This is a genomic window from Ruegeria sp. AB7, from assembly GCF_056542625.1.
Window position 1 is genome coordinate 156,325 of record NZ_JBQGAC010000001.1, and the last position, 20,618, is coordinate 176,942.

A 20,618-nucleotide genomic window follows, 5' to 3' on the forward strand; every position below is an offset into this window, starting at 1 on the left:
TTTGGCAAATTTTACCAATTGATAAAAAATCAGATTGTGGCAAGCTGGGGTCCATAACAAACATATCTACAGGGAGTAGAGTGATGGCACAGGGCCAGATGGCACCCGGGATCGTCTCCGGGCGGCTTTCCAGCGATGAGCTGACCTCGAATTTCACCGATCTGCATCCGCCACTGGCCCCGCACGAGGCCGCTGTGGCCGCCGATCGATGCTATTTCTGCTATGACGCGCCATGTGTGACGGCCTGTCCTACGGATATCGATATTCCGTTGTTCATTCGCCAGATTCAGGCCGGGCAACCGCAGGCGGCAGGGCAGACCATTCTGGAGCAGAACATTCTGGGCGGCATGTGTGCCCGGGTTTGTCCGACCGAAACTTTGTGTGAAGAGGCTTGCGTGCGTGAGACGGCAGAAGGCAAGCCGGTCGAGATCGGACGCCTGCAGCGTTATGCAACCGACGATGTGATGGCTTCGGGCGTTCATCCGTTCGAGCGCGCCACGTCAACCGGCAAGACAATCGCTGTGGTCGGGGCAGGGCCCGCCGGTCTGGCCTGTGCGCATCGTCTGGCGATGCTGGGGCATGATGTGGTGATCCACGAAGGCAAGCCCAAGCCAGGCGGTCTAAACGAATACGGGATTGCGGCGTATAAATCTACCAATGATTTTGCACAGGCCGAGGTCGATTGGCTGCTTAAAATAGGCGGGATCGCGATCGAGACCGGTTCGATTCTGGGAGAGACGATTTCTCTGGAAGGGTTGCAGGAGAACTATGACGCTGTTTTCCTGTCAATAGGACTTGCGGGGGTGAACGCACTGCGGGCTGATGGGGTCGATGAAGACGGGGTGCGCCCGGCGGTCGACTTTATCTCGGATGTGCGACAGGCCAGCGATCTGGTTGATCTACCTGTGGGTCGCAATGTCGTTGTGATTGGCGGTGGTATGACTGCCGTAGATGCGGCAGTGAAATCGAAACTGCTAGGCGCTGAGCACGTCACCATCGCCTATCGCCGAGGTCGCGACGCGATGGGTGCCAGCCGGTACGAACAGGATTTGGCGGCGTCGCATGGTGTTCGGATTCTCTGCAATGTTCAGCCGGTGGCCATTCACGGAAATGGTGCCGCAGCAGAGATCGAATTGGAGTATACTGCGAGCCATGATGGTCGACTGACCGGAACGGGTGAAACTGTCCGTGTGCCGGCCGATCAGGTTCTTAAGGCCATCGGTCAGACGCTTGACGGTGCGCCGGAAGGCCTAACGCTGGATGGCAATAAGATTGCCGTGACCGGGGCGGGACGCACTTCAATGGCCGGTGTGTGGGCTGGCGGAGACTGTGCGGCAGGAGGCGAAGACCTGACCGTGACCGCCGTAGCCGAAGGTCGCGATGCCGCGATGGATATCCACGCTGCTCTGAGCGCGTGAAACTCAAAGACAAAGATGCAGAACTGCATCAGGGAGGCCGGATAAATGGCTGATTTAACATCAAACTTTCTTGGAATATCAAGCCCGAACCCGTATTGGCTGGCCTCCGCGCCACCGACGGATAAGGAGTACAATGTTCGCCGCGCCTTCGAGGCCGGATGGGGCGGCGTAGTGTGGAAGACCTTGGGGGCCGAGGGGCCTCCGGTCGTGAATGTGAACGGCCCACGCTATGGCGCGATTTATGGTGCGGACCGCCGGTTGTTGGGACTCAACAACATCGAACTGATCACAGATCGACCGCTTGAGGTGAACCTTGAGGAAATGGCCCGCGTAAAGGCGGATTATCCAGATCGCGCCCTGATCGCCTCGATCATGGTGCCCTGTGAAGAGGCTGCTTGGAAGGCCATTCTGCCGCGTGTGGCTGAAACCGGTGCGGACGGGATCGAGCTGAATTTTGGCTGTCCGCACGGGATGAGCGAGCGGGGTATGGGGTCTGCCGTCGGGCAGGTGCCGGAATACATCGAAATGGTGACCCGTTGGTGCAAACAGTATTACGACCGCCCAGTTATCGTGAAGCTAACGCCGAACATTACGGATATCCGCAAACCTGCGGCGGCGGCGAAGAATGGGGGCGCGGATGCGGTATCGCTGATCAATACGATCAACTCGATCACCAGTGTCAATCTGGACACGTTCAGCCCCGAACCCTCGATTGACGGTAAAGGCAGCCATGGTGGCTACTGCGGACCGGCGGTGAAACCAATCGCGTTGTCGATGGTGTCCGAGATTGCGCGGGCTGAAGCCACGCATGGGCTACCGATCTCAGGCATCGGTGGCGTCACCACTTGGCGCGATGCAGCAGAGTTTATCTCGCTGGGTTGCGGCAATGTTCAGGTCTGCACTGCAGCGATGACCTATGGGTTCAAAATCATCGATGAATTGACGGCTGGCTTATCAGAATGGATGGATGAGAAAGGCTATGCCAATATCGACGAAGTGATCGGACGCGCAGTGCCCAATGTGACGGATTGGCAATATCTGAACCTCAACTACATCGCCAAAGCGAAGATCGATCAGGATCAGTGCATCAAATGCGGTCGCTGTTTTGCAGCCTGTGAAGACACCAGCCATCAGGCGATTTCGATGTCGGCGGATCGGGTGTTCGAGGTTATCGACGAGGAATGTGTGGCCTGCAATCTTTGCGTGGATGTGTGCCCTGTAGAGGGGTGTATTTCCATGGAGCCGATGGCCGCCGGAGCGGTTGATCCGCGCACAGGCAAGGTCGTTGATCCTGAATATGCCAATTGGACGACACACCCCAACAACCCCATGGCGAAAGCGGCGGAGTAGCCAGAGATTTTTCGTCGAAAAATCTTGGCGGAGAAAATTCGACGAATTTACTCAGAACAGAATGTCGATGGGTCCGTTGTGGCAGATGATGACATATTGATTGGCGGTGCGGATCAAATGGTATCCGCGCCGTTTCACTTCTGCCTGAAAAGCCGCGTGACCAACCTCGCGTTCGACCCAAGCAACTGAGCGTCGCACAACAGCTCCCGTTCGAGCAGATCGGGACGAGAAAAGCTGGGTGATCCAAGGCTCGGGATCTGAGCGATACGTCTTCATGCTCCGAGCTTTTCTCAATAGGGTTAAGTGTCTCTTAAGGTGTAAGCAGTTTTCGATAGAGCGTTTCCACGAACGGAACTGCGCCTTCGAATGGGTCTTCTTCCCCAAGAATTGCCCGGACTTGAACATCGAAATCCGCATAATGCTGTGTCAGTGCCCAGATCGAGAAAATCAGATGATAGGGATGGACTCGTGCAATTTTGCCCTGAGCCATCCAGCTTGTCAGAATCGTGGTTTTTTCATCGACCAGTTTTTTGAGATCGCTGGACAAAGCTTCATGAATGCGCGGCGCGCCCTGAACAAGCTCATTGGCAAAGAGGCGGCTCTCGCGCGGCAGATCGCGGCTCATCTCAAGCTTGCGTTGGATATAAGATAGTATTTCTTCCAGTGGGTCGCCATCTTCATTCAACGCGTGCAGGGGAGCGAGCCAGACTTCAAGCAGACCCGACAACAGGGCTGTATGGATCGCTTCTTTCGATGGAAAATAATAGAGCAGGTTGGGCTTGCTCAGCCCCGCCTCAGCTGCAATTTGGTCGACGGTTGCGCCGCGAAAACCGTGGGCTGAGAACACATTCAGGGCCGCCTCGAGAATCGCTGCTCGGTTCTTTTGCTGAATCCGGGTTGGGGCGCGGTCTTTGGGCATGTTCACCTGTTGTCCTTTTTTCGGCCAGTTGGGCGTCAATTATGTCGAAAATTCCGGCAGGCCACTGCAATTTCTTGACTGATGTCGAACCCGTGATAGCGTGAGTTTGACCAGATGGTCAAATCAAGACACCAAAAGCGAGCCAAATCGCAAGCAACAGGGAAGAACAAGATGGCAGCTCCGGCGCAGAATCTCAGGATCAATGGCGACAGGTTATGGGACAGCCTGATGGAGATGGCCAAGATCGGCCCGGGCGTCGCGGGTGGGAACAACCGTCAGACGCTAACGGACGAGGATGCCGAAGGGCGCGCGTTGTTTCAGAAATGGTGCGAGGATGCCGGTTGCTCGATGGGGTTGGACCAGATGGGCAACATGTTTGCCCGACGAGAGGGAGCGGACCCCGAGGCACTGCCGGTTTATGTAGGGTCGCATTTGGATACGCAGCCCACAGGTGGCAAGTATGATGGCGTTCTTGGCGTGCTTGGTGGGCTGGAGATCATTCGCACGCTGAATGACCTGGGCATCAAGACCAAGCACCCTATTGTGGCCACCAATTGGACCAACGAAGAAGGAACGCGATATGCCCCGGCGATGTTGTCTTCGGGGGTGTTTGCCGGAATGCACACTCAGGACTGGGCTTATGCACGTGAGGATGCCGAAGGAAAGAAGTTCGGGGATGAACTGAACCGCATCGGTTGGCGCGGCGATGAAGAGGTTGGCGCGCGCAAGATGCACGCTTTCTTTGAGTTGCACATTGAACAGGGCCCGATTCTGGAAGCTGAGGGTAAGGATATTGGCGTTGTAACCCATGGTCAGGGTTTGAGCTGGACCCAGGTTACCGTGACCGGCAAGGATGCGCATACTGGGTCTACACCGATGCCGATGCGCAAGAATGCCGGGCTGGCGATGGCGCGTATTCTTGAGAAAGTGGACGAGATTGCATGGTCGCATGCACCTCATGCCGTGGGTGCGGCGGGGCATATCGATGTCTATCCGAACTCACGCAATGTGATCCCTGGAAAGGCAGTGTTCACGGTCGATTTTCGCTCGCCCGAGTTGGACGTGATCACTGATATGGAGAACCGTCTGCGAGTCGCAGCTGAAGATATCGTCGAAGAGATGGGGCTGCAGATCGAATTCGAGAAAGTGGGCGGTTTTGATCCGGTGAAGTTTGATGAAGGTTGCGTGGCGGCGGTGCGCGATGCGGCTGAGCGGTTGGGGTATTCGCATACGGATATCATCTCGGGCGCCGGTCATGATGCCTGCTGGATCAACCGGGTAGCGCCAACGGCGATGGTGATGTGCCCATGCGTTGATGGGTTGAGCCATAATGAAGCTGAGGAGATCAGCAAGGATTGGGCTGCAGCCGGGGCGGATGTTCTGTTGCATGCGGTCGTCGAGACGGCTGGGATCGTGGAATAGGGGGCTCTGCCCCCGTCGCCCGATGGGCGGCTCCCCCGGGGTATTCTTAGCCAGATGAAGCAAGCGGCGCAGACCGCATCAGGGAGTTTAACATGAGCACTGTAATCAAGAACGGAACCGTTGTGACCGCTGATCTGACCTATAAGGCGGATGTAAAGGTCGAAGGTGGTGTGATTACTGAGATTGGGCCGGACCTACGAGGTGATAAGGAACTTGATGCATCGGGCTGTTATGTCATGCCCGGAGGGATCGACCCGCACACGCATCTGGAAATGCCGTTTATGGGAACCTATTCCAGCGATGATTTCGAAAGCGGAACACGCGCAGCGCTGGCAGGCGGGACCACGATGGTTGTGGATTTCGCGTTGCCTAATCCGGGCGAAAGCCTGTTGGACGCCCTGAAGCGTTGGGACAACAAGTCTACGCGCGCGAACTGTGATTATTCGTTCCATATGGCGGTGACCTGGTGGGGCGAGCAGGTGTTTGACGACATCAAAACCGTCATCGAGACGCGTGGCATCAATACGTTCAAGCATTTCATGGCCTATAAAGGCGCGCTGATGGTGAACGACGATGAGCTGTTTGCTTCGTTCAAGCGTCTGGCCGAGTTGGGTGGCACCGCGATGGTTCATGCCGAGAATGGCGATGTGGTTGCAGAACTGAGTGCGAAGCTATTGGCAGAAGGTAATACCGGGCCAGAGGCGCATGCCTATTCCCGCCCGCCACAGGTGGAAGGTGAGGCAACCAACCGCGCGATCATGATCGCGGATATGGCGGGTGTGCCGCTCTATGTGGTGCATACTTCCTGTGAGGAGGCGCACGAGGCTATTCGACGCGCCAAGATGCAGGGCAAACGGGTTTGGGGCGAGCCTTTGATCCAACACCTAACATTGGATGAAAGCGAGTATTTCCACCACGATTGGGAGCATGCGGCACGGCGAGTCATGAGCCCTCCGTTCCGGAACAAACAGCATCAGGATAGCTTGTGGAACGGTTTGCAGTCAGGAACGCTGAGCGTCGTAGCAACGGACCATTGTGCCTTTACCACCGAGCAGAAACGATATGGCGTGGGTGATTTCACCAAAATACCGAACGGGACCGGAGGGCTGGAGGATCGGATGCCGATGCTTTGGACACATGGGGTGAATACAGGTAGGTTGACACCGAATGAGTTCGTGGCTGTTACTTCAACTAACATCGCCAAGATATTGAATTGTTATCCGAAAAAAGGTGCGGTTCTCGTGGGCGCGGATGCTGATCTGGTGGTTTGGGATCCGGATAAGGCCAAGGTGATCTCGGCCGATACGCAGCAGTCGTCGATCGATTACAACGTGTTCGAAGGCAAGGAAGTGCGCGGGTTGCCCCGGTTCACGCTGACCCGCGGTGCGGTGGCCGTATATGATGGCGAGATTCAGACTCAGGAAGGGCACGGGAAGTTCGTGGCACGTGAGGCCAATACCCATGTGAACAAGGCGCTGAGCACCTGGAAAGAGTTGACAGCGCCCCGGCCTGTTGAGCGGACAGGTATACCGGCAACGGGTGTATAAACCCCTTGGGTCGCCTTTCCGGCGACCCGGGTCTGAGCTTCTTCAAGGCAATGGAATGAACACAGAAAATACTACTCAGCCCGTTATTGAGGCAAGGCAGCTGGATCTTACATTTCAGACGAATGATGGGCCTATTCACGCGCTGAAAGATGTGAACTTGTCGATTGGCAAGGGGGAGTTCGTTAGTTTTATCGGCCCCTCGGGCTGCGGCAAGACGACGTTCCTGCGCTGTATCGCAGCGCTGGAAACACCGACCGGCGGGACCCTGACCGTGAATGGCATGACGCCTGACGAAGCACGGCGAAAGCGCGCTTATGGGTATGTGTTTCAGGCGGCCGGGCTCTACCCGTGGCGGACCATTGCAAAGAACATCAAGCTGCCGCTTGAGATCATGGGCTATTCCTCTACCGAGCAGGAGGAACGCGTTAGAAAGGTTCTGGAACTTGTTGATCTTGATGGATTTGGCGGTAAGTTCCCCTGGCAGCTCTCGGGCGGGATGCAACAGCGGGCCAGTATTGCGCGGGCCTTGGCATTTGATGCGGATATTCTGCTGATGGACGAACCGTTCGGTGCGCTGGATGAGATTGTGCGCGACCATCTGAACGAACAGCTTCTGGCATTATGGGCGCGCACCGAGAAGACCATCGGTTTCGTAACACATTCGATCCCCGAAGCGGTGTATCTCAGCACCAAGATCGTGGTGATGAGCCCTCGGCCTGGCCGGATCACGGATGTGATCGATAGCCCTCTGCCGAAAGAGCGGCCTTTGGATATCCGTGACACGCCCGAGTTTATCGAGGTCGCCCACCGCGTGCGAGAAGGATTGCGAGCGGGTCATGGGGATGATGTGTGATGGCGGATAAAGGCATCAGACGGGCATCCCGCGAAGATGTGGGGGATTGCGCGCGCATCATCGCGACCTGGGCCGCCCAGGCCGATTGGATACCCGAGGAATTGCCAGAAGAAAAGCTGGCGGATCTGATCCTTGAGGCGTTTCCGAACAGGGACATCTGGATCGCAGGTGATCCGATTGATTGCTATATGTCTGTCGATCCGGTCGAACATAAGGTTGGTGCGCTGTATTGTTTGCGCACTGGACAGGGCATCGGCAAGCAATTGCTGGATAAGGCGAAGGAGGGGCGCGACCATCTTTGGCTGACCACACATGTGCCAAATGTCGACGCGCAACGGTTTTATCGGCGCGAGGGCTTTGTTGAGACGGGAAGAGAGCCTCCGGTGCCACCTGACACGGTGCCTGTCATTCGGATGGAGTGGCACGCATGAAGCAGATCATTGCAGTCCTCACCGTGATCGCCGCCATTGTCGTTGTCTGGTACGCGGCCTGTATTCCTATGAATATCAAAGGGGTTCTGACCGAACAGGAGCGCGCGGGTGCTGAAGTCCAACCACCTTCAGCCAAGGATCGCCGTGACATGGGTGAGATCGGTCTGGCCTTGAACAACGCGTTTGCAATCCCAGCCACATGGGCGCAGGAGCGCCCGCGGCTGCCTGCACCGCATCAAGTTGGGATTGAGTTGTGGGAAACCACGATTGAGAAAAAAATCACCTCGAAACGCTCTCTGATTTATCATGGCTGGGTCACGCTGAGCGCCACGATGCTGGGTTTTGCTATCGGAACCGGGTTGGGCATCCTACTGGCGGTCGGGATCGTGCACAGTCGGGTGATGGATCTGTCGGTGATGCCCTGGGCGATCGTCAGCCAGACCATTCCTATCATTGCGTTGGCTCCGATGATCATTGTTGTTCTGTATTCTGTTGGGGTTCAAGGGATCATTCCGAAGGCGATCATTTCGGCGTATCTGAGTTTCTTCCCCGTCGTCGTAGGCATGGTAAAAGGGCTGCGCAGTCCGGATGCTATGCAGTTGGATTTGCTGCGAACCTACAATGCCAGCCGTTCGCAAGGGTTTTGGAAACTGCGGCTGCCGGCCTCGATGCCCTATCTGTTTACATCGCTGAAAATTGGCGTCGCTGCTTCGCTGGTCGGGGCCATTGTTGGAGAACTGCCGACCGGGGCTGTTGCCGGGTTGGGTGCACGGCTGTTGGCCGGTAGCTACTATGGCCAGACGGTACAGATCTGGTCGGCGCTGTTTGCTGCGGCCATTCTCGCCGCCTGTCTCGTCGGGTTGCTGGGGCTGATCGAGCGGACCGTCCTGAAACGAATGGGGATGGCACAATGATACCTATTCTTGGTGCAATCGCTGTCTGGTTATTTGGCTGGTGGTTGAACAGCCGTCTGGCCAGCGGACCCTATTCTGACACACGGATGGTGCGGTTTCTTGCGCCCCTGATCTTCGGTCTGACCGTGATTGGCATCTGGGAACTGGTGGTGCGTGGACTAGAAGTGCCCTTGGTCATTCTGCCCGCGCCATCAGTCATCTGGGACCGTTTCTGGGGCAGTTTGCCGACACTTTGGGCTGACTTTGTTCAAACGATCATCAAGGGAGCACTCAGCGGCTACATCATCGGCTGCGGTTCGGCCTTTCTCATGGCAATTGCCGTGGATAGATGGGATTTCCTGCGCCTCGGGCTTCTTCCCGTCGGCAACTTCGTTGCAGCGCTGCCGATCGTGGGCACCGCACCCATTCTAGTGATGTGGTTCGGGTTCGACTGGCATTCCAAGGCGGCGGTCGTCGTAGTGATGGTGTTCTTCCCGATGCTGGTGAACACGGTGGCAGGGCTGCGCGAAGCCACAACGATGCAGCGCGATCTGATGGAGACCTATGCCGCCACCTATTGGCAGAGCTTCCTGAAACTTCGCCTCCCCGCCGCGATGCCGTTTATTTTCAACGGGCTAAAGATTTCTACCACTCTGGCGCTGATCGGCGCTATCGTGGCTGAGTTCTTTGGCTCCCCCACATTGGGCATGGGCTTTCGGATATCGACCAGCGTCGGGCAATTGTCGCTGGATATGGTGTGGGCCGAGATTGTAGTGGCCGCGCTGGCGGGGACGGCCTTCTATGGCGTAGTGGCGATGATCGAAAAGGCGGTGACCTTCTGGCATCCGTCGCAGCGAGGATAAAGGAATAATTCAACAGACCCCATAAACGGGGCAAACATAAGCAACTAGGAGATATGAAGATGAAGAAGCTACTCAGTGGGGCGGTTGCGGCCTTTAGCCTGGCAGCCAGTGCGACACTTGCTGCGGATGAGGTGACACTGCAATTGAAGTGGGTCACGCAAGCGCAGTTTGCGGGCTATTATGTGGCAAAAGATAAAGGGTTCTACGAAGAAGAGGGGCTGGACGTCACCATTCTGCCTGGCGGTCCTGATATTGCGCCTACACAGGTGATCGCAGGTGGCGGAGCAGACGTTACGGTGGAATGGATGCCGGCTGCACTTGCTGCGCGCGAAAAGGGTCTGCCTCTGGTGAACATCGCGCAGCCTTTCAAGAGCTCGGGCATGATGCTGACCTGCTGGAAAGATGCGGGGATTGCCTCGCCTGAAGATCTCAAAAATCGCACGCTGGGAGTCTGGTTCTTCGGCAACGAATTCCCGTTCATGAGCTGGATGAGTCAGCTGGGAATCGGTACCGATGGCAAAAGCGACAGCGGTGTCGAAGTGCTGAAACAAGGCTTTAACGTCGACCCGCTGCTGCAGCGTCAGGCCGATTGCATCAGCACCATGACCTACAATGAGTATTGGCAGGTCATTGATGCCGGTGTCACGCCTGAAGAACTGGTAACCTTCAAATACGAAGATCAGGGCGTCGCCACGCTTGAGGATGGTCTATATGTGCTTGAAGAAAATTTGAGCGATGCGGCCTTCACCGACAAGATGGAACGGTTTGTCCGTGCCTCGATGAAGGGTTGGAAATACGCCGAAGAGAACCCGGATGAAGCCGCTGAGATCGTTCTCGAAAACGATGCGACCGGTGCCCAGACCGAGGAGCATCAAAAGCGCATGATGGGCGAGATTGCCAAGCTGACCGCAGGGTCGAACGGGGCGCTGGATCCAGCCGATTTCGACCGCACGGTTGATACCCTGTTGGCGGGCGGATCTGATCCGGTTATCACCAAAAAGCCTGAAGGAGCATGGACACATCAGATCACCGACGCTGCGCTGAACTGAGCCAGCTACAGCAAAAGACGTGCCAATCAAACGCGGCCCTGACGGGGCCGCGTTCTTAGTTTTGAATGTCGAATTTGTGCCTGTACTTGCTGGACAGAACCTTTAGTATTTCCCTGTAATTTATAGCATTTTGTCACAGCATACGGCATGAATGGTAGGATATGCAGGGATTTGCATCAGAATTCACCCAAGCGCTCTCGCTGATCCTCGAAGGGGATGCAGAGCTGTGGGCAATTGTGTTGTTGTCGCTGCGTGTTTCGATCTTTGCTGTTCTGATTTCGGCGGTCATCGGGATGCCTATTGGGGCAGCTTTGGCCGTCGCGCGGTTTCCGGGACGGCGGGCGCTGATTATCCTTGTGAACGCTCTGATGGGGTTCCCACCAGTCGTCGTCGGTTTGCTGGTCTACCTGATGTTGTCCCGATCCGGTCCTTTGGGGGTGCTGGAACTTCTCTACACCCCCACCGCAATGATCATAGCGCAGGTGGTGCTGGTGACGCCGATCATGGCCGCACTTACCCGGCAGGTGGTCGAGATGCTGGCCGAAGAGTATTCTGAACAGCTCCGCTCGCTCGGCGTATCGCGGTTGGCTTCGATCTCGGTGCTGTTGTGGGACGCGCGTCTGGCTCTGGTCACCGCATTACTGGCCGGGTTTGGCCGGGCAATCGCCGAGGTAGGCGCAGTGATCATCGTCGGCGGCAATATCAATCACGTGACGCGTGTGATGACGACCACGATTGCGCTTGAGACTTCGAAGGGGAATTTGGCGCTGGCGCTGGCCTTGGGTGTGATCCTGATCGGTTTGGCCGTGGCGGTAAACGCGATGGTCAGCGCGTTGACCCTGCGGGCCGAGCGGGAAGGGCTGCGCCATGCGTGATGTCGTGACCGAGGCGCCGGGTATGTTAGAGGTCCAAGGGTTGCACATTGCACGCGAAGGCAAGGTGCTGCTCGATGTCCCGCATTTGTGCCTGGATGGCCCAGGTCCGACCATGATCTTGGGTCCAAACGGCGCTGGCAAAAGTCTGTTGCTGCGTTGTCTGCATGGTCTGATTCAACCCGACAGCGGGCGTGTCTGTCAGGACGGTGTTGTGTTGAATGCAGCCCACAAAGCGCGGCAGGCGATGGTGTTTCAAAGCCCCGTGCTGCTGCGCCGCTCGGTCGCGGCCAATCTGGACTTTGTGCTAAAGCGGAAATCGATGCCCCGTGCCTTGCGCAGGCATCGTATCGAAGCTTTGCTGGCCGAAGGTGGACTGGATGGCAAGGCACGTCAATCCGCGCGTTCGCTGTCTGGTGGCGAGGCGCAAAGGTTGGCGATCCTGCGCGCGTTGGCCTTAGACCCCAGGACCTTGTTTCTGGACGAACCCACCAGCGCATTGGATCCAAGCGCCATGCAGATGATCGAGCGGATGGTCCTGCGTGCCTCGGCCCGGGGTGTGCGCATCGTGATGGTGACGCATGACATCGGGCAGGCGCGGCGCCTGGCATCTGACATCGTGATGATGCAGGCAGGGCGTGTGGTGGAACACGGAAGGGCGCAGCAGGTTCTGGAAGCCCCCAAAAGCAACGAGTCGCGCCGGTATCTGGCTGGCGGTCTGGTAACCTGATGAACAGAGATGGAGACTTCGAATGATCCCTGATTTCGTTCGGGCATCAATTGTCGCGCTTGGGCTGACCGCAGGCGCAGGTTTGGCCGAAGAACCCTTTATCGTTGTGCAATCAACGACCTCGACGCAGAATTCGGGTCTGCTGGACTATATCCTGCCGGGGTTCGAGGCCGAAACCGGTATCGATGTACGGGTTGTGGCCGTCGGGACCGGTCAGGCGATCCGGAACGCAATCAACGGCGATGGCGATGTTCTTCTGGTTCACTCCAAGCCCGCTGAAGAGCAGTTTGTAGCAGACGGTTGGGGTGTCGAACGGTTCGATGTCATGTACAATGATTTTGTATTGGTTGGCCCAAAATCTGATCCAGCCGAAATTGCCGGTGGCAACGACATTGTAACCGCTTTGACCGCTTTGGCCGAAGCGAAACTGCCGTTTGCCTCGCGCGGTGATGACAGCGGCACTCACAAAGCCGAGATGCGCTATTGGGAGGCGACCGGCGTTGACCCGACGGAGGCGTCGGGGACTTGGTATCGCGAGACCGGATCGGGGATGGGGGCAACGCTGAACGTGGCCAGCGGCATGGACGCGTATGCTCTGACCGACCGGGCAACCTGGTTATCCTTCGGAAACCGGGGCAATCTGGAGGTCTTGGTCGAGGGCGATCCGCGCCTGTTTAACCAATATGGTGTAATCCTCGTGAACCCTGAAAAGCACTCCGGCGTTCGCGCCGCTGCCGGGCAAAGGTTTATCGATTGGCTTATCGGCCCTGATGGACAGGCGGCGATTGCGTCTTACACGCTGGATGGTGAGCAGTTGTTTTTTCCAAACGCACAGTAAGTTCGACTTGGGTTAACGCAACCGCGAATAGACGACAGATCAACCACTGGCGCCGTTGTGGTGGATCCGACCCAGATTTGCGAGGTCATAGCCGCCTAGTTCATCAGCGCGTTCGGTAAAACGCTCGGATTTCAAAAACTGGGTCAGCGTCTGCATGGGGGCCTCGAAGAAGGCGCGGCGCCAGATTGCAAGGTCCAGACGCTCGGAATGGGTGGGCACGAAACTCAGCCCGTACGGGCGCGCCAGTGCACCGAGGCCAAAACCAACCTCTGCCTTGCCGTCACGCAGGGCGGTGGCCAGCTCTTCTTCGGTGCGGGCGCAAACAGGCAGGGTGTTCAGATCATCACGACCCAGACCGTGGGCGTCGAGCAGTGCATCGAACAGACGCTGGCTGGCGGCGCTGTCTTGCCGCAGAATGATCCGTATGCCTTTCAGATCCTGAAACCCCGAGATGTCCGAGGTGCCAGGTGCCAGCAACAGGCCGCGCTGCCGGTTGGCAATCTGGTAGAGGATCACAGGTGCTTCGCCAATCGTGTCGCGCAGGGTCTGAGTGTTGAAGCCTTCCGGTTCGTGGATATGCAAGGCCGCCGCCTGTGCGCTGCGCTCCGCGAGACGATTCAGCCCGTCGAAAGACCCATCATAGTAAGTCGCAAGCCCAGAGCCGCTTTCCCGCAAAGCCCAGTCCAGCAGGGGATCGTGGCTACCTGCCACGATCGGCGGCAGGGGTGGTTCGACGACATCGGGGCCAGAGCGTGAGGCGTTGAGCCACGCTATGATCTCGGCTTTTGGGAACAACAGCTTGCCCATGGCGCGTACACAGGGGATTTCGCCCGAGGATGCCAGATCATAGGCCTTCCGCTCACCAATGCGCAGCAGATCCGCCAATTCGCGGGTGGTCAGGTATTGCGGCATTCAGTCGAGGCGTACAGCCGAACCGGACGTCTTGTCGGCGGCGCTGAAACCGAATTGATCCAGCGTGTAAGGAGCGGCGACAGTGATCACGACCATCGCGGCGACGGCGGTCAGAAAGGCTTTCATGTTCTCCTCCGGCTCAATCCTGCGGTGCGGTGGCGCTGCGCAGAAACGCGACCAGATCTAACCGGTCCTGTGCTTGCGTGATCCGCTGCATTGGCATCTTTGACCCCGGAATGTAATGGTCCGGGCCTTCGTCGAAAAGAGCATTTATTGTCTCTTCATTCCAAATAATATCAGAGTCTTGCAGCGTATCCGAGTACAAATAACCGGGCAATGTGCCCGCTTTCCGCCCAAAGATGTCGTGCAAGGTAGGGCCTGCACGTCGACCCCCATCCGGCGTCAGGCTGTGACAGATCGAACATTTGCGCGCAAATTGCCGTTCTCCGTTGCCCATCTCGCTTGGGTCTTTCAGAAAGCTGGGTTCGGCAGCGGCCATCTGTTCGCGATCGCCCAGTGCTGAAACGGGCCAGCTGTACATTGCCTCATCAATGCCGCCTGCGTGAAGATTTTGACCATCTGCAGAAAAAGCGAGCGCCCAAACCGGACCGCGCAGGGTGGCACGGAAATCTTGTGCAATGCGCCATTCGAAAGTGTCGATGACCATTATAAAGCCCTCACCATCACCGACAGCCAACAGCTTGCGATCGGGGCTCAATGCCATGGCGAGGATCGGGCGCCGATCCAACGTAAAGTCATGTTCTTCTTCGGTGGTGAGGCTCAGGATGCGTGTCACTCCATCGACGGTACCGTAGGCGATCCAGTTGTCTTGTGCGTTCAGGACCAATTCATTGATGCCAAAACCATGCTCGATCAAGCGATTTGTTTCCTGACCGCTGGCGACATCCCAGATACGCAACGCTCCGTCGACACCTGCCGAATAAAGCTGCTTTCCGTCCGGCGTAAAAACAACTGCATTCACCCCGCTGCCGATTGGCCCAAGCAGGGTCGGCTCGGACCCGTCCACCGGCCACAGGCCGATGGTGCCATCCCAGCTGGCCGTCGCGATATGAGTTTTTGACGCTGCAATGCCGATAATCTTGCCTTTGTGCTGTCCGACTACATCCCCGCCGGGCCAGCGGCGGAGGGTGAAGTCATCCCCGGCAGAATAGATTGCAGTGCCATTGAAAACGACCGAGTTTACTGCCGCTTCGTGCCCCTCCAGCCATTCCGGTGTCTGTCCGGTCCAGAGACCGACCGAATTGTCGAAACTGGCCGTTGCGATGCGCCCATCCGGCGCCGAAGCGATCCCCATGATCGGCCCGCCATGGCCTTTGAGCGTGAAAAACTCGGACCAGGCGGGCAGGGGGGTCAAAACAAGCGCAAGAGCGAGCCAGCGCATCTATTCTGCAGGTGAGGCCGCTGCCTTGCCGGCCTCTTTTTCTTGCACCTCTTCCAGCCACAGCGAGTGGTGCTCGCGTGCCCATTGTTCTTCGACTTCACCGGTGCCCATGGCGTCAAACGCACCCTCCATGCCCACCGAGCCAAGGTAGATATGGGCGATGATGATGGCGATGAACACGTAGGCGACCATGACATGCCAAACTTGGGCATATTGCATCTCTTCCTGCGGTGACATCTGCACTGGCAGGTTCAGACCCAACGCCTGCGGAATACCTGTCGAATTGGCGATTGAGAAGGTTTTGGCGAACATCGGCAGCTCGAACGGGAATAGCAGCGACAGGCCTGACAGGCTGATAGAGACACCCAGTAGAATGCAAGCCCAGAAGATTATCTTTTGACCCGCATTGAATTTCTTGGCTGGTGGGTGGCTGTCTTTGGTGAACAAGCCCCCTCCGGCGGCCAACCATTTCAGGTCGGTCTTGTTGGGGATGTTATGGGCAATCCAATTTATGGTGATGATTATCAGTCCCAGCATGAAGGCCCATGCGAGGTTGTTGTGAAGCCACTTGCACCCTTGCGCGATAGTGGCGAACCCTTCTTTGCCAAAGACCGGGATCAAGAAATCGCGGCCATAAAGGGTCAGCAGGCCTGTGATGCCGAGCACAAGGAACGACCCGGCAAAGAGCCAGTGACCGAAACGTTCGAAACTGTTGAAACGAAGGACCGTGCGGCCGGTTTTTTCTCCGTCGATGCGGATTTTTCCTCGGATCAGAAAGAAAAGCACAATGATCGCAAGCATTCCGCCCAGAATGTAGGTTCCATATTCACGCAACGGGCCAGTTCGGAAGTTCAACCACCACATGCCGCCGTCTTGAATCAGCACGCTGTCCGCAGGTCCCTGGGATGAAACGGTGACGTCCGCAGATCCGTAACGCAGCGCGCGGTAGACGTCACTGTCAGAGGCAACACCATGGGTGCCGAACTGTCCCAGCAGGCCTTCAACATTGCCCTGACCGGTGTTTTCAGACCTGTAGCTGTTGTCGACCTTCTCGCCACGCTGGCGGGCCAGAATGTCCTCAAGGGTGGTCGCGCCGCCGGTTGTAGACCGGTCGGTCGAATCCGCAGGGGCGGCCCCCTCACTGGTTTGAGCGCCCGCAACTTGGGTCAGCGTTAGCGAAAGCAGGAAAGCGATGAATAAGCGCAACATCGGAACCTCAATAAAAATCCAATGCAGGATGACCCACATCTGCGGGTCATCCGTTTTGCTTTAGTAGACGGGGTCAGCCGTCTTTCTGATCGTAGGCCGTGCCCCAACCCCAAGCGCCCGAACCAAATCCGCGCGCGACGACACGCTCACGGTAAATAGCCGAGACCACGTCGCCATCGCCGGCGAGCAGGGCCTTGGTAGAACACATCTCGGCGCAGATGGGCAATTTGCCCTCTGCGATCCGGTTGCGTCCGTATTTGGCGAACTCTGCGGTCGAGTGCGTTTCCTCGGGGCCGCCAGCACAGAAGGTACATTTGTCCATCTTGCCTCGCGATCCGAAGTTGCCCGCCTGCGGGTATTGCGGCGCGCCGAAGGGGCACGCATAGAAGCAATAGCCGCAGCCAATGCACAGGTCCTTGGAGTGCAGGACGACCCCTTCTTCGTTCTGATAGAAGCAGTCGACCGGGCACACCGCCATGCAGGGCGCATCCGAACAATGCATACAGGCCACCGAGATCGAGCGTTCACCCGGATTGCCGTCATTGATCGTCACCACCCTGCGGCGGTTGATGCCCCACGGCACCTCGTGCTCGTTCTTACACGCGGTTACGCAGGCATTACACTCGATGCAGCGTTCAGCGTCGCAGAGAAACTTTGCTCTAGCCATTATCGTCCTCCTTACGCTGACCAGATTTTGCAGAGAGTCGCTTTGGTCTCTTGCATCTGGGTCACTGAATCATAGCCATAGGTCTGGGCGGTGTTGGTACTTTCACCCAGCACATAGGGGTCTGCACCGGCAGGATACTTGTGCCGCTGGTCTTCGCCCTGGAAATGGCCGCCAAAGTGGAAGGGCATGAAGGCGACACCGGCACCGACCCTGTTGGTCAGCATCGCCATCACCTTGACCTTGCCGCCCTCAGGACCTTCGACCCAGACCTGTGATCCGTCCCGAATACCAAGGTTGTTGGCATCGCGCGGATTGATCTCGACGAACATGTCCTGCTGGAGCTCAGCCAGCCACGGGTTCGACCGCGTCTCATCGCCGCCACCCTCATACTCGACCAGACGACCAGACGTGAGGATTATCGGGTAATCCTTTGAAAAGTCGTTCTTTTGGATCGACGCATAAAGGGTAGGTAGACGATAGGCCTGACGGTCATCGTAGGTTGGATAGTCCTCCACCAGATCGCGCCGGTTTGTATAGAGCGGCTCGCGGTGCAGTGGGATCGGATCCGGGAAGGTCCATACGACCGCGCGTGCCTTTGCGTTCCCGAAGGGCGCACAGCCATGGGCAATCGCGACCCGCTGGATACCGCCGCTAAGGTCGGTTTTCCAGTTGGTCTCTGGTCCCGCTACGGCGTCGATGGCCGCACGTTCCTCAGCCGTCAGGTCACCGTCCCAGCCAAGGTCCATCAGCATCTGCATCGTGAATTCCGGATAACCATCCTGAATTTCCGAACCAACGCTATAGACCCCTTCGGCCAGCAGGTTGTCGCCGTCACGTTCCACTCCGAAACGGGCGCGGAAGGTCAGGCCACCTTCGGCCACCGGTTTGGACATATCATACAGGTTTGGTGTCCCAGTATGACCCATCTCAGCCGTTCCCCAGCAGGGCCAGGGCAGACCGTAATATTCGCCGTCGTTTGGTCCACCGATGGCTTGCAGCGTGGTTCTGTCGAACGTGTGCTGGTTGGCCATATGGCTTTTCAGACGTTCCGGCGACTGACCGGTATAGCCTATGGTCCAGAGGCCCGAGTTGAACTCACGCGTGATGCTTTCAACATTCGGGGTTTCGGGATCTTCCATCTCGATATTGCGGAAGAACCGATCCGCCCAGCCGAACTTGTTGGCGAACTTGGCCATGATGACCTCGTCCGGCAGGCTTTCGAACAGGGGTTCGACCACGCGGTCCCGCCACTGCAGCGATCGGTTCGAGGCCGTGACCGAGCCACGGGTTTCGAACTGCGTACAGGCGGGCAGCAGATAGACGCCATCGGTGCGGTCATGCAGCACGGCCGAGACGGTGGGATACGGGTCGATCACGACCAGCATGTCCAGCTTCTCCATCGCCGTCTTCATTTCCGTCATCCGGGTCTGCGAGTTGGGCGCGTGGCCCCACAGAACCATGGCGCGGACGTTGTTGTCCTGATCCATGTTAGCTGGGTCTTCGAGAACACCGTCGATCCAGCGGGAGACCGGGATGCCGCGCTCATTCTGCAGCGGTTTATCCTTGCCTTCCTTATCCTTGATCGTGGCGAACTGGCCTGCAAGCCACTCGGGCTCTTCACCCCAGACACGGGCCCAGTGACCCCATGCGCCTTTTGACAAGCCATAGTAGCCGGGCAGGGTATGGGACAGAACACCAAGGTCTGTCGCGCCTTGCACGTTGTCATGGCCGCGGAAGATGTTGGTGCCACCACCCGAGGTGCCCATGTTGCCAAGCGCAAGCTGAAGCACGCAGTAGGCGCGAGTGTTGTTGTTGCCGTTGGTGTGCTGCGTACCACCCATGCACCATACAACGGTACCGGGGCGGTTGTTCACCATGGTCCGTGCGACGCGGCGCAGCTGCGAGCCGGGCGTACCAGTGACGCGCTCAACCTCATCCGGGTTCCACTTGGCAACCTCTTCACGGATTTGGTCCATCCCCCAGACACGGGTGCGGATGAACTCTTTGTCCTCCCAGCCGTTGTCGAAGATATGCCACAGGATACCCCAGATCAGAGCGACGTCCGTACCGGGGCGGAAGCGGACATATTCATCCGCATGGGCTGCGGTGCGCGTAAAGCGCGGGTCGCAGACGATTAAAGGCGCATTGTTCTGCTCTTTCGCGCGCAGGATATGCAGCAGCGAGACGGGGTGCGCCTCGGCCGGGTTACCACCGATGATGAAGATGGCCCGGCTGTTGTGCATGTCGTTGTACGAATTGGTCATGGCGCCGTAGCCCCATGTATTCGCAACACCCGCAACAGTGGTTGAGTGGCAGATACGCGCCTGATGGTCCACGTTGTTCGTGCCCCAATAGGCGGCGAACTTGCGGAACAGATAGGCCTGTTCGTTATTGTGCTTCGCAGACCCCAGCCAGTACACGCTGTCCGGCCCGGATTCTTCGCGGATGCTCATCATGCCATCGCCGATCTCGTTGATCGCCTCTTCCCAGCTGATGCGCTTCCACTCGCCACCTTCCTTTTTCATCGGATATTTCAGGCGGCGCTCGCCATGGGCGTGCTCGCGGACCGAGGCCCCCTTGGCGCAGTGTGCACCCAGATTGAATGGGCTGTCCCAGCCGGGTTCTTGCCCAATCCAGACTCCGTTCTGTACCTCGGCAACGACCGTGCAGCCGACCGAGCAGTGAGTGCATACGGATTTGATATTCTCAACGGCGGTGTTTGCCGCTGTCTGGGCACTGGCGGGCGTCACGGTTCCACCCGTGGCGCTGATCGCGGCAAGGCCGCCGATCGTCAGGCCCGAGCCACGCAAGAATGCGCGGCGATCGACGGTTTTCTCGCCGACCTGGGACAGGATACTTGTCCGCTGGGGGCGTCTCGCAACCCCGTTGGTCTTTTTCCTAAGCATTTCTTTCCTCCCTTGCTGGCCATGTAACCCATGGCTGGCTTGGTACTTCGCGAAACCGACTTCAGGGCCAATCGCAACCGTCAGTCGGGTATGACTACGTCCGGGTCAGAACCGGGCGCTGTCGAGGTATGCGCGCGTATGCGCGGTGTCCTGCATCCGGGTTTCGTCCGTCGGCAGTTCGGCTGCTTCGGCTTTCCCAGACAGGCTGGCGGCGGCTACAGCAGCGGGCGCTGCGGTTCCGGCCAGTTTCAGGAAGTCGCGGCGGGTTGCGCCTTCTTCCTTGGTCTTGCTCATGGGCTCCTCCTGTCCCAATTGCGGTTTGGTGCCTAAAGGCACC

At 57.7% G+C, this 20,618-nt stretch carries 21 protein-coding genes; 12 read left to right on the forward strand and 9 right to left on the reverse strand.

The window, feature by feature from the left end; translation table 11 throughout:
- The first annotated feature begins 83 nt into the window (after window positions 1–83).
- Both ACR0EN_RS00825 and preA read left to right on the forward strand, forming a co-directional pair.
- Window positions 84–1,418 carry an NAD(P)-dependent oxidoreductase gene (locus ACR0EN_RS00825; protein ID WP_480584773.1) on the forward strand — a complete coding sequence of 445 codons (1,335 nt, stop codon included), beginning with the start codon at window positions 84–86 and terminating at the stop codon, window positions 1,416–1,418.
- A gap of 45 nt (window positions 1,419–1,463) precedes the next feature.
- Window positions 1,464–2,768 (forward strand): NAD-dependent dihydropyrimidine dehydrogenase subunit PreA, encoded by a 1,305-nt coding sequence (gene preA / locus ACR0EN_RS00830; protein ID WP_170393380.1) that lies wholly within the window; start codon window positions 1,464–1,466, stop codon window positions 2,766–2,768.
- Between the two features lie 51 nt (window positions 2,769–2,819).
- Here the strand turns inward: preA and ACR0EN_RS00835 are convergent, their stop codons facing one another.
- Together ACR0EN_RS00835 and ACR0EN_RS00840 are read right to left on the reverse strand one after the other, a co-directional pair.
- Complete coding sequence (locus tag ACR0EN_RS00835) at window positions 2,820–2,966, reverse strand: hypothetical protein (protein WP_480584776.1); 147 nt, start codon at window positions 2,964–2,966, stop codon at window positions 2,820–2,822.
- Between the two features lie 112 nt (window positions 2,967–3,078).
- Window positions 3,079–3,687 (reverse strand): TetR family transcriptional regulator C-terminal domain-containing protein, encoded by a 609-nt coding sequence (locus tag ACR0EN_RS00840; RefSeq protein WP_170393378.1) that lies wholly within the window; start codon window positions 3,685–3,687, stop codon window positions 3,079–3,081.
- 171 nt (window positions 3,688–3,858) lie between these two features.
- On the opposite strand from ACR0EN_RS00840, the gene ACR0EN_RS00845 reads away from it, so the two are divergent.
- From ACR0EN_RS00845 to ACR0EN_RS00890, 10 genes are all read left to right on the forward strand, one after another.
- A complete protein-coding gene (locus ACR0EN_RS00845; protein WP_170563162.1) occupies window positions 3,859–5,109 on the forward strand; it encodes a Zn-dependent hydrolase in 1,251 nt (416 codons plus the stop codon).
- A gap of 92 nt (window positions 5,110–5,201) precedes the next feature.
- Window positions 5,202–6,656, forward strand: a complete 1,455-nt coding sequence (gene hydA, locus ACR0EN_RS00850; protein ID WP_480584779.1) for a dihydropyrimidinase — start codon at window positions 5,202–5,204, stop codon at window positions 6,654–6,656.
- A 55-nt stretch (window positions 6,657–6,711) separates the two neighbouring features.
- The gene (locus tag ACR0EN_RS00855) at window positions 6,712–7,509 is read left to right on the forward strand and encodes an ABC transporter ATP-binding protein (protein WP_480584782.1); all 798 of its coding nucleotides are present in this window, start codon (window positions 6,712–6,714) and stop codon (window positions 7,507–7,509) included.
- Window positions 7,509–7,940, forward strand: coding sequence for a GNAT family N-acetyltransferase (locus tag ACR0EN_RS00860; RefSeq protein WP_480584784.1), 432 nt, complete (start codon window positions 7,509–7,511; stop codon window positions 7,938–7,940). The genes ACR0EN_RS00855 and ACR0EN_RS00860 overlap by 1 nt, the downstream gene beginning before the upstream one ends.
- On the forward strand, window positions 7,937–8,854 hold the full coding sequence (locus ACR0EN_RS00865) for an ABC transporter permease (protein WP_480584787.1): 918 nt from the start codon (window positions 7,937–7,939) through the stop codon (window positions 8,852–8,854). Before ACR0EN_RS00860 ends, ACR0EN_RS00865 begins: the two co-directional genes overlap by 4 nt.
- Window positions 8,851–9,696 carry an ABC transporter permease gene (locus ACR0EN_RS00870; protein ID WP_480584789.1) on the forward strand — a complete coding sequence of 282 codons (846 nt, stop codon included), beginning with the start codon at window positions 8,851–8,853 and terminating at the stop codon, window positions 9,694–9,696. The genes ACR0EN_RS00865 and ACR0EN_RS00870 overlap by 4 nt, the downstream gene beginning before the upstream one ends.
- A 59-nt stretch (window positions 9,697–9,755) precedes the next feature.
- Entirely contained in the window at window positions 9,756–10,745 is a 990-nt protein-coding gene (locus ACR0EN_RS00875) for an ABC transporter substrate-binding protein (protein WP_170393369.1), read from the forward strand.
- Between the two features lie 161 nt (window positions 10,746–10,906).
- Window positions 10,907–11,620 carry an ABC transporter permease gene (locus ACR0EN_RS00880; RefSeq protein WP_480561689.1) on the forward strand — a complete coding sequence of 238 codons (714 nt, stop codon included), beginning with the start codon at window positions 10,907–10,909 and terminating at the stop codon, window positions 11,618–11,620.
- On the forward strand, window positions 11,613–12,347 hold the full coding sequence (locus ACR0EN_RS00885) for an ATP-binding cassette domain-containing protein (RefSeq protein WP_480561688.1): 735 nt from the start codon (window positions 11,613–11,615) through the stop codon (window positions 12,345–12,347). The genes ACR0EN_RS00880 and ACR0EN_RS00885 overlap by 8 nt, the downstream gene beginning before the upstream one ends.
- A 22-nt stretch (window positions 12,348–12,369) precedes the next feature.
- Window positions 12,370–13,185 carry an ABC transporter substrate-binding protein gene (locus ACR0EN_RS00890; RefSeq protein ID WP_480584792.1) on the forward strand — a complete coding sequence of 272 codons (816 nt, stop codon included), beginning with the start codon at window positions 12,370–12,372 and terminating at the stop codon, window positions 13,183–13,185.
- A gap of 39 nt (window positions 13,186–13,224) precedes the next feature.
- Here ACR0EN_RS00890 and ACR0EN_RS00895 read toward each other — a convergent pair whose 3' ends face one another.
- The 7 genes from ACR0EN_RS00895 to ACR0EN_RS00925 form a co-directional block, all read right to left on the reverse strand.
- Window positions 13,225–14,097 (reverse strand): helix-turn-helix transcriptional regulator, encoded by an 873-nt coding sequence (locus tag ACR0EN_RS00895; RefSeq protein ID WP_170563153.1) that lies wholly within the window; start codon window positions 14,095–14,097, stop codon window positions 13,225–13,227.
- Window positions 14,098–14,223 carry a hypothetical protein gene (locus ACR0EN_RS00900; RefSeq protein ID WP_255612119.1) on the reverse strand — a complete coding sequence of 42 codons (126 nt, stop codon included), beginning with the start codon at window positions 14,221–14,223 and terminating at the stop codon, window positions 14,098–14,100. It lies immediately after the preceding gene.
- Window positions 14,224–14,236: 13 nt separating this feature from the next.
- Window positions 14,237–15,499 (reverse strand): c-type cytochrome, encoded by a 1,263-nt coding sequence (locus ACR0EN_RS00905; protein WP_170610234.1) that lies wholly within the window; start codon window positions 15,497–15,499, stop codon window positions 14,237–14,239.
- Entirely contained in the window at window positions 15,500–16,708 is a 1,209-nt protein-coding gene (locus tag ACR0EN_RS00910) for a formate dehydrogenase subunit gamma (RefSeq protein WP_170421178.1), read from the reverse strand. It abuts the gene before it with no gap.
- A gap of 73 nt (window positions 16,709–16,781) precedes the next feature.
- Complete coding sequence (gene fdh3B, locus ACR0EN_RS00915; RefSeq protein WP_037307340.1) at window positions 16,782–17,375, reverse strand: formate dehydrogenase FDH3 subunit beta; 594 nt, start codon at window positions 17,373–17,375, stop codon at window positions 16,782–16,784.
- 11 nt (window positions 17,376–17,386) lie between these two features.
- Window positions 17,387–20,281, reverse strand: a complete 2,895-nt coding sequence (locus ACR0EN_RS00920; RefSeq protein WP_170393362.1) for a formate dehydrogenase subunit alpha — start codon at window positions 20,279–20,281, stop codon at window positions 17,387–17,389.
- Between the two features lie 105 nt (window positions 20,282–20,386).
- Entirely contained in the window at window positions 20,387–20,575 is a 189-nt protein-coding gene (locus ACR0EN_RS00925; RefSeq protein ID WP_170393361.1) for a ubiquinol-cytochrome c reductase iron-sulfur subunit N-terminal domain-containing protein, read from the reverse strand.
- Between the last annotated feature and the right edge of the window lie 43 nt (window positions 20,576–20,618).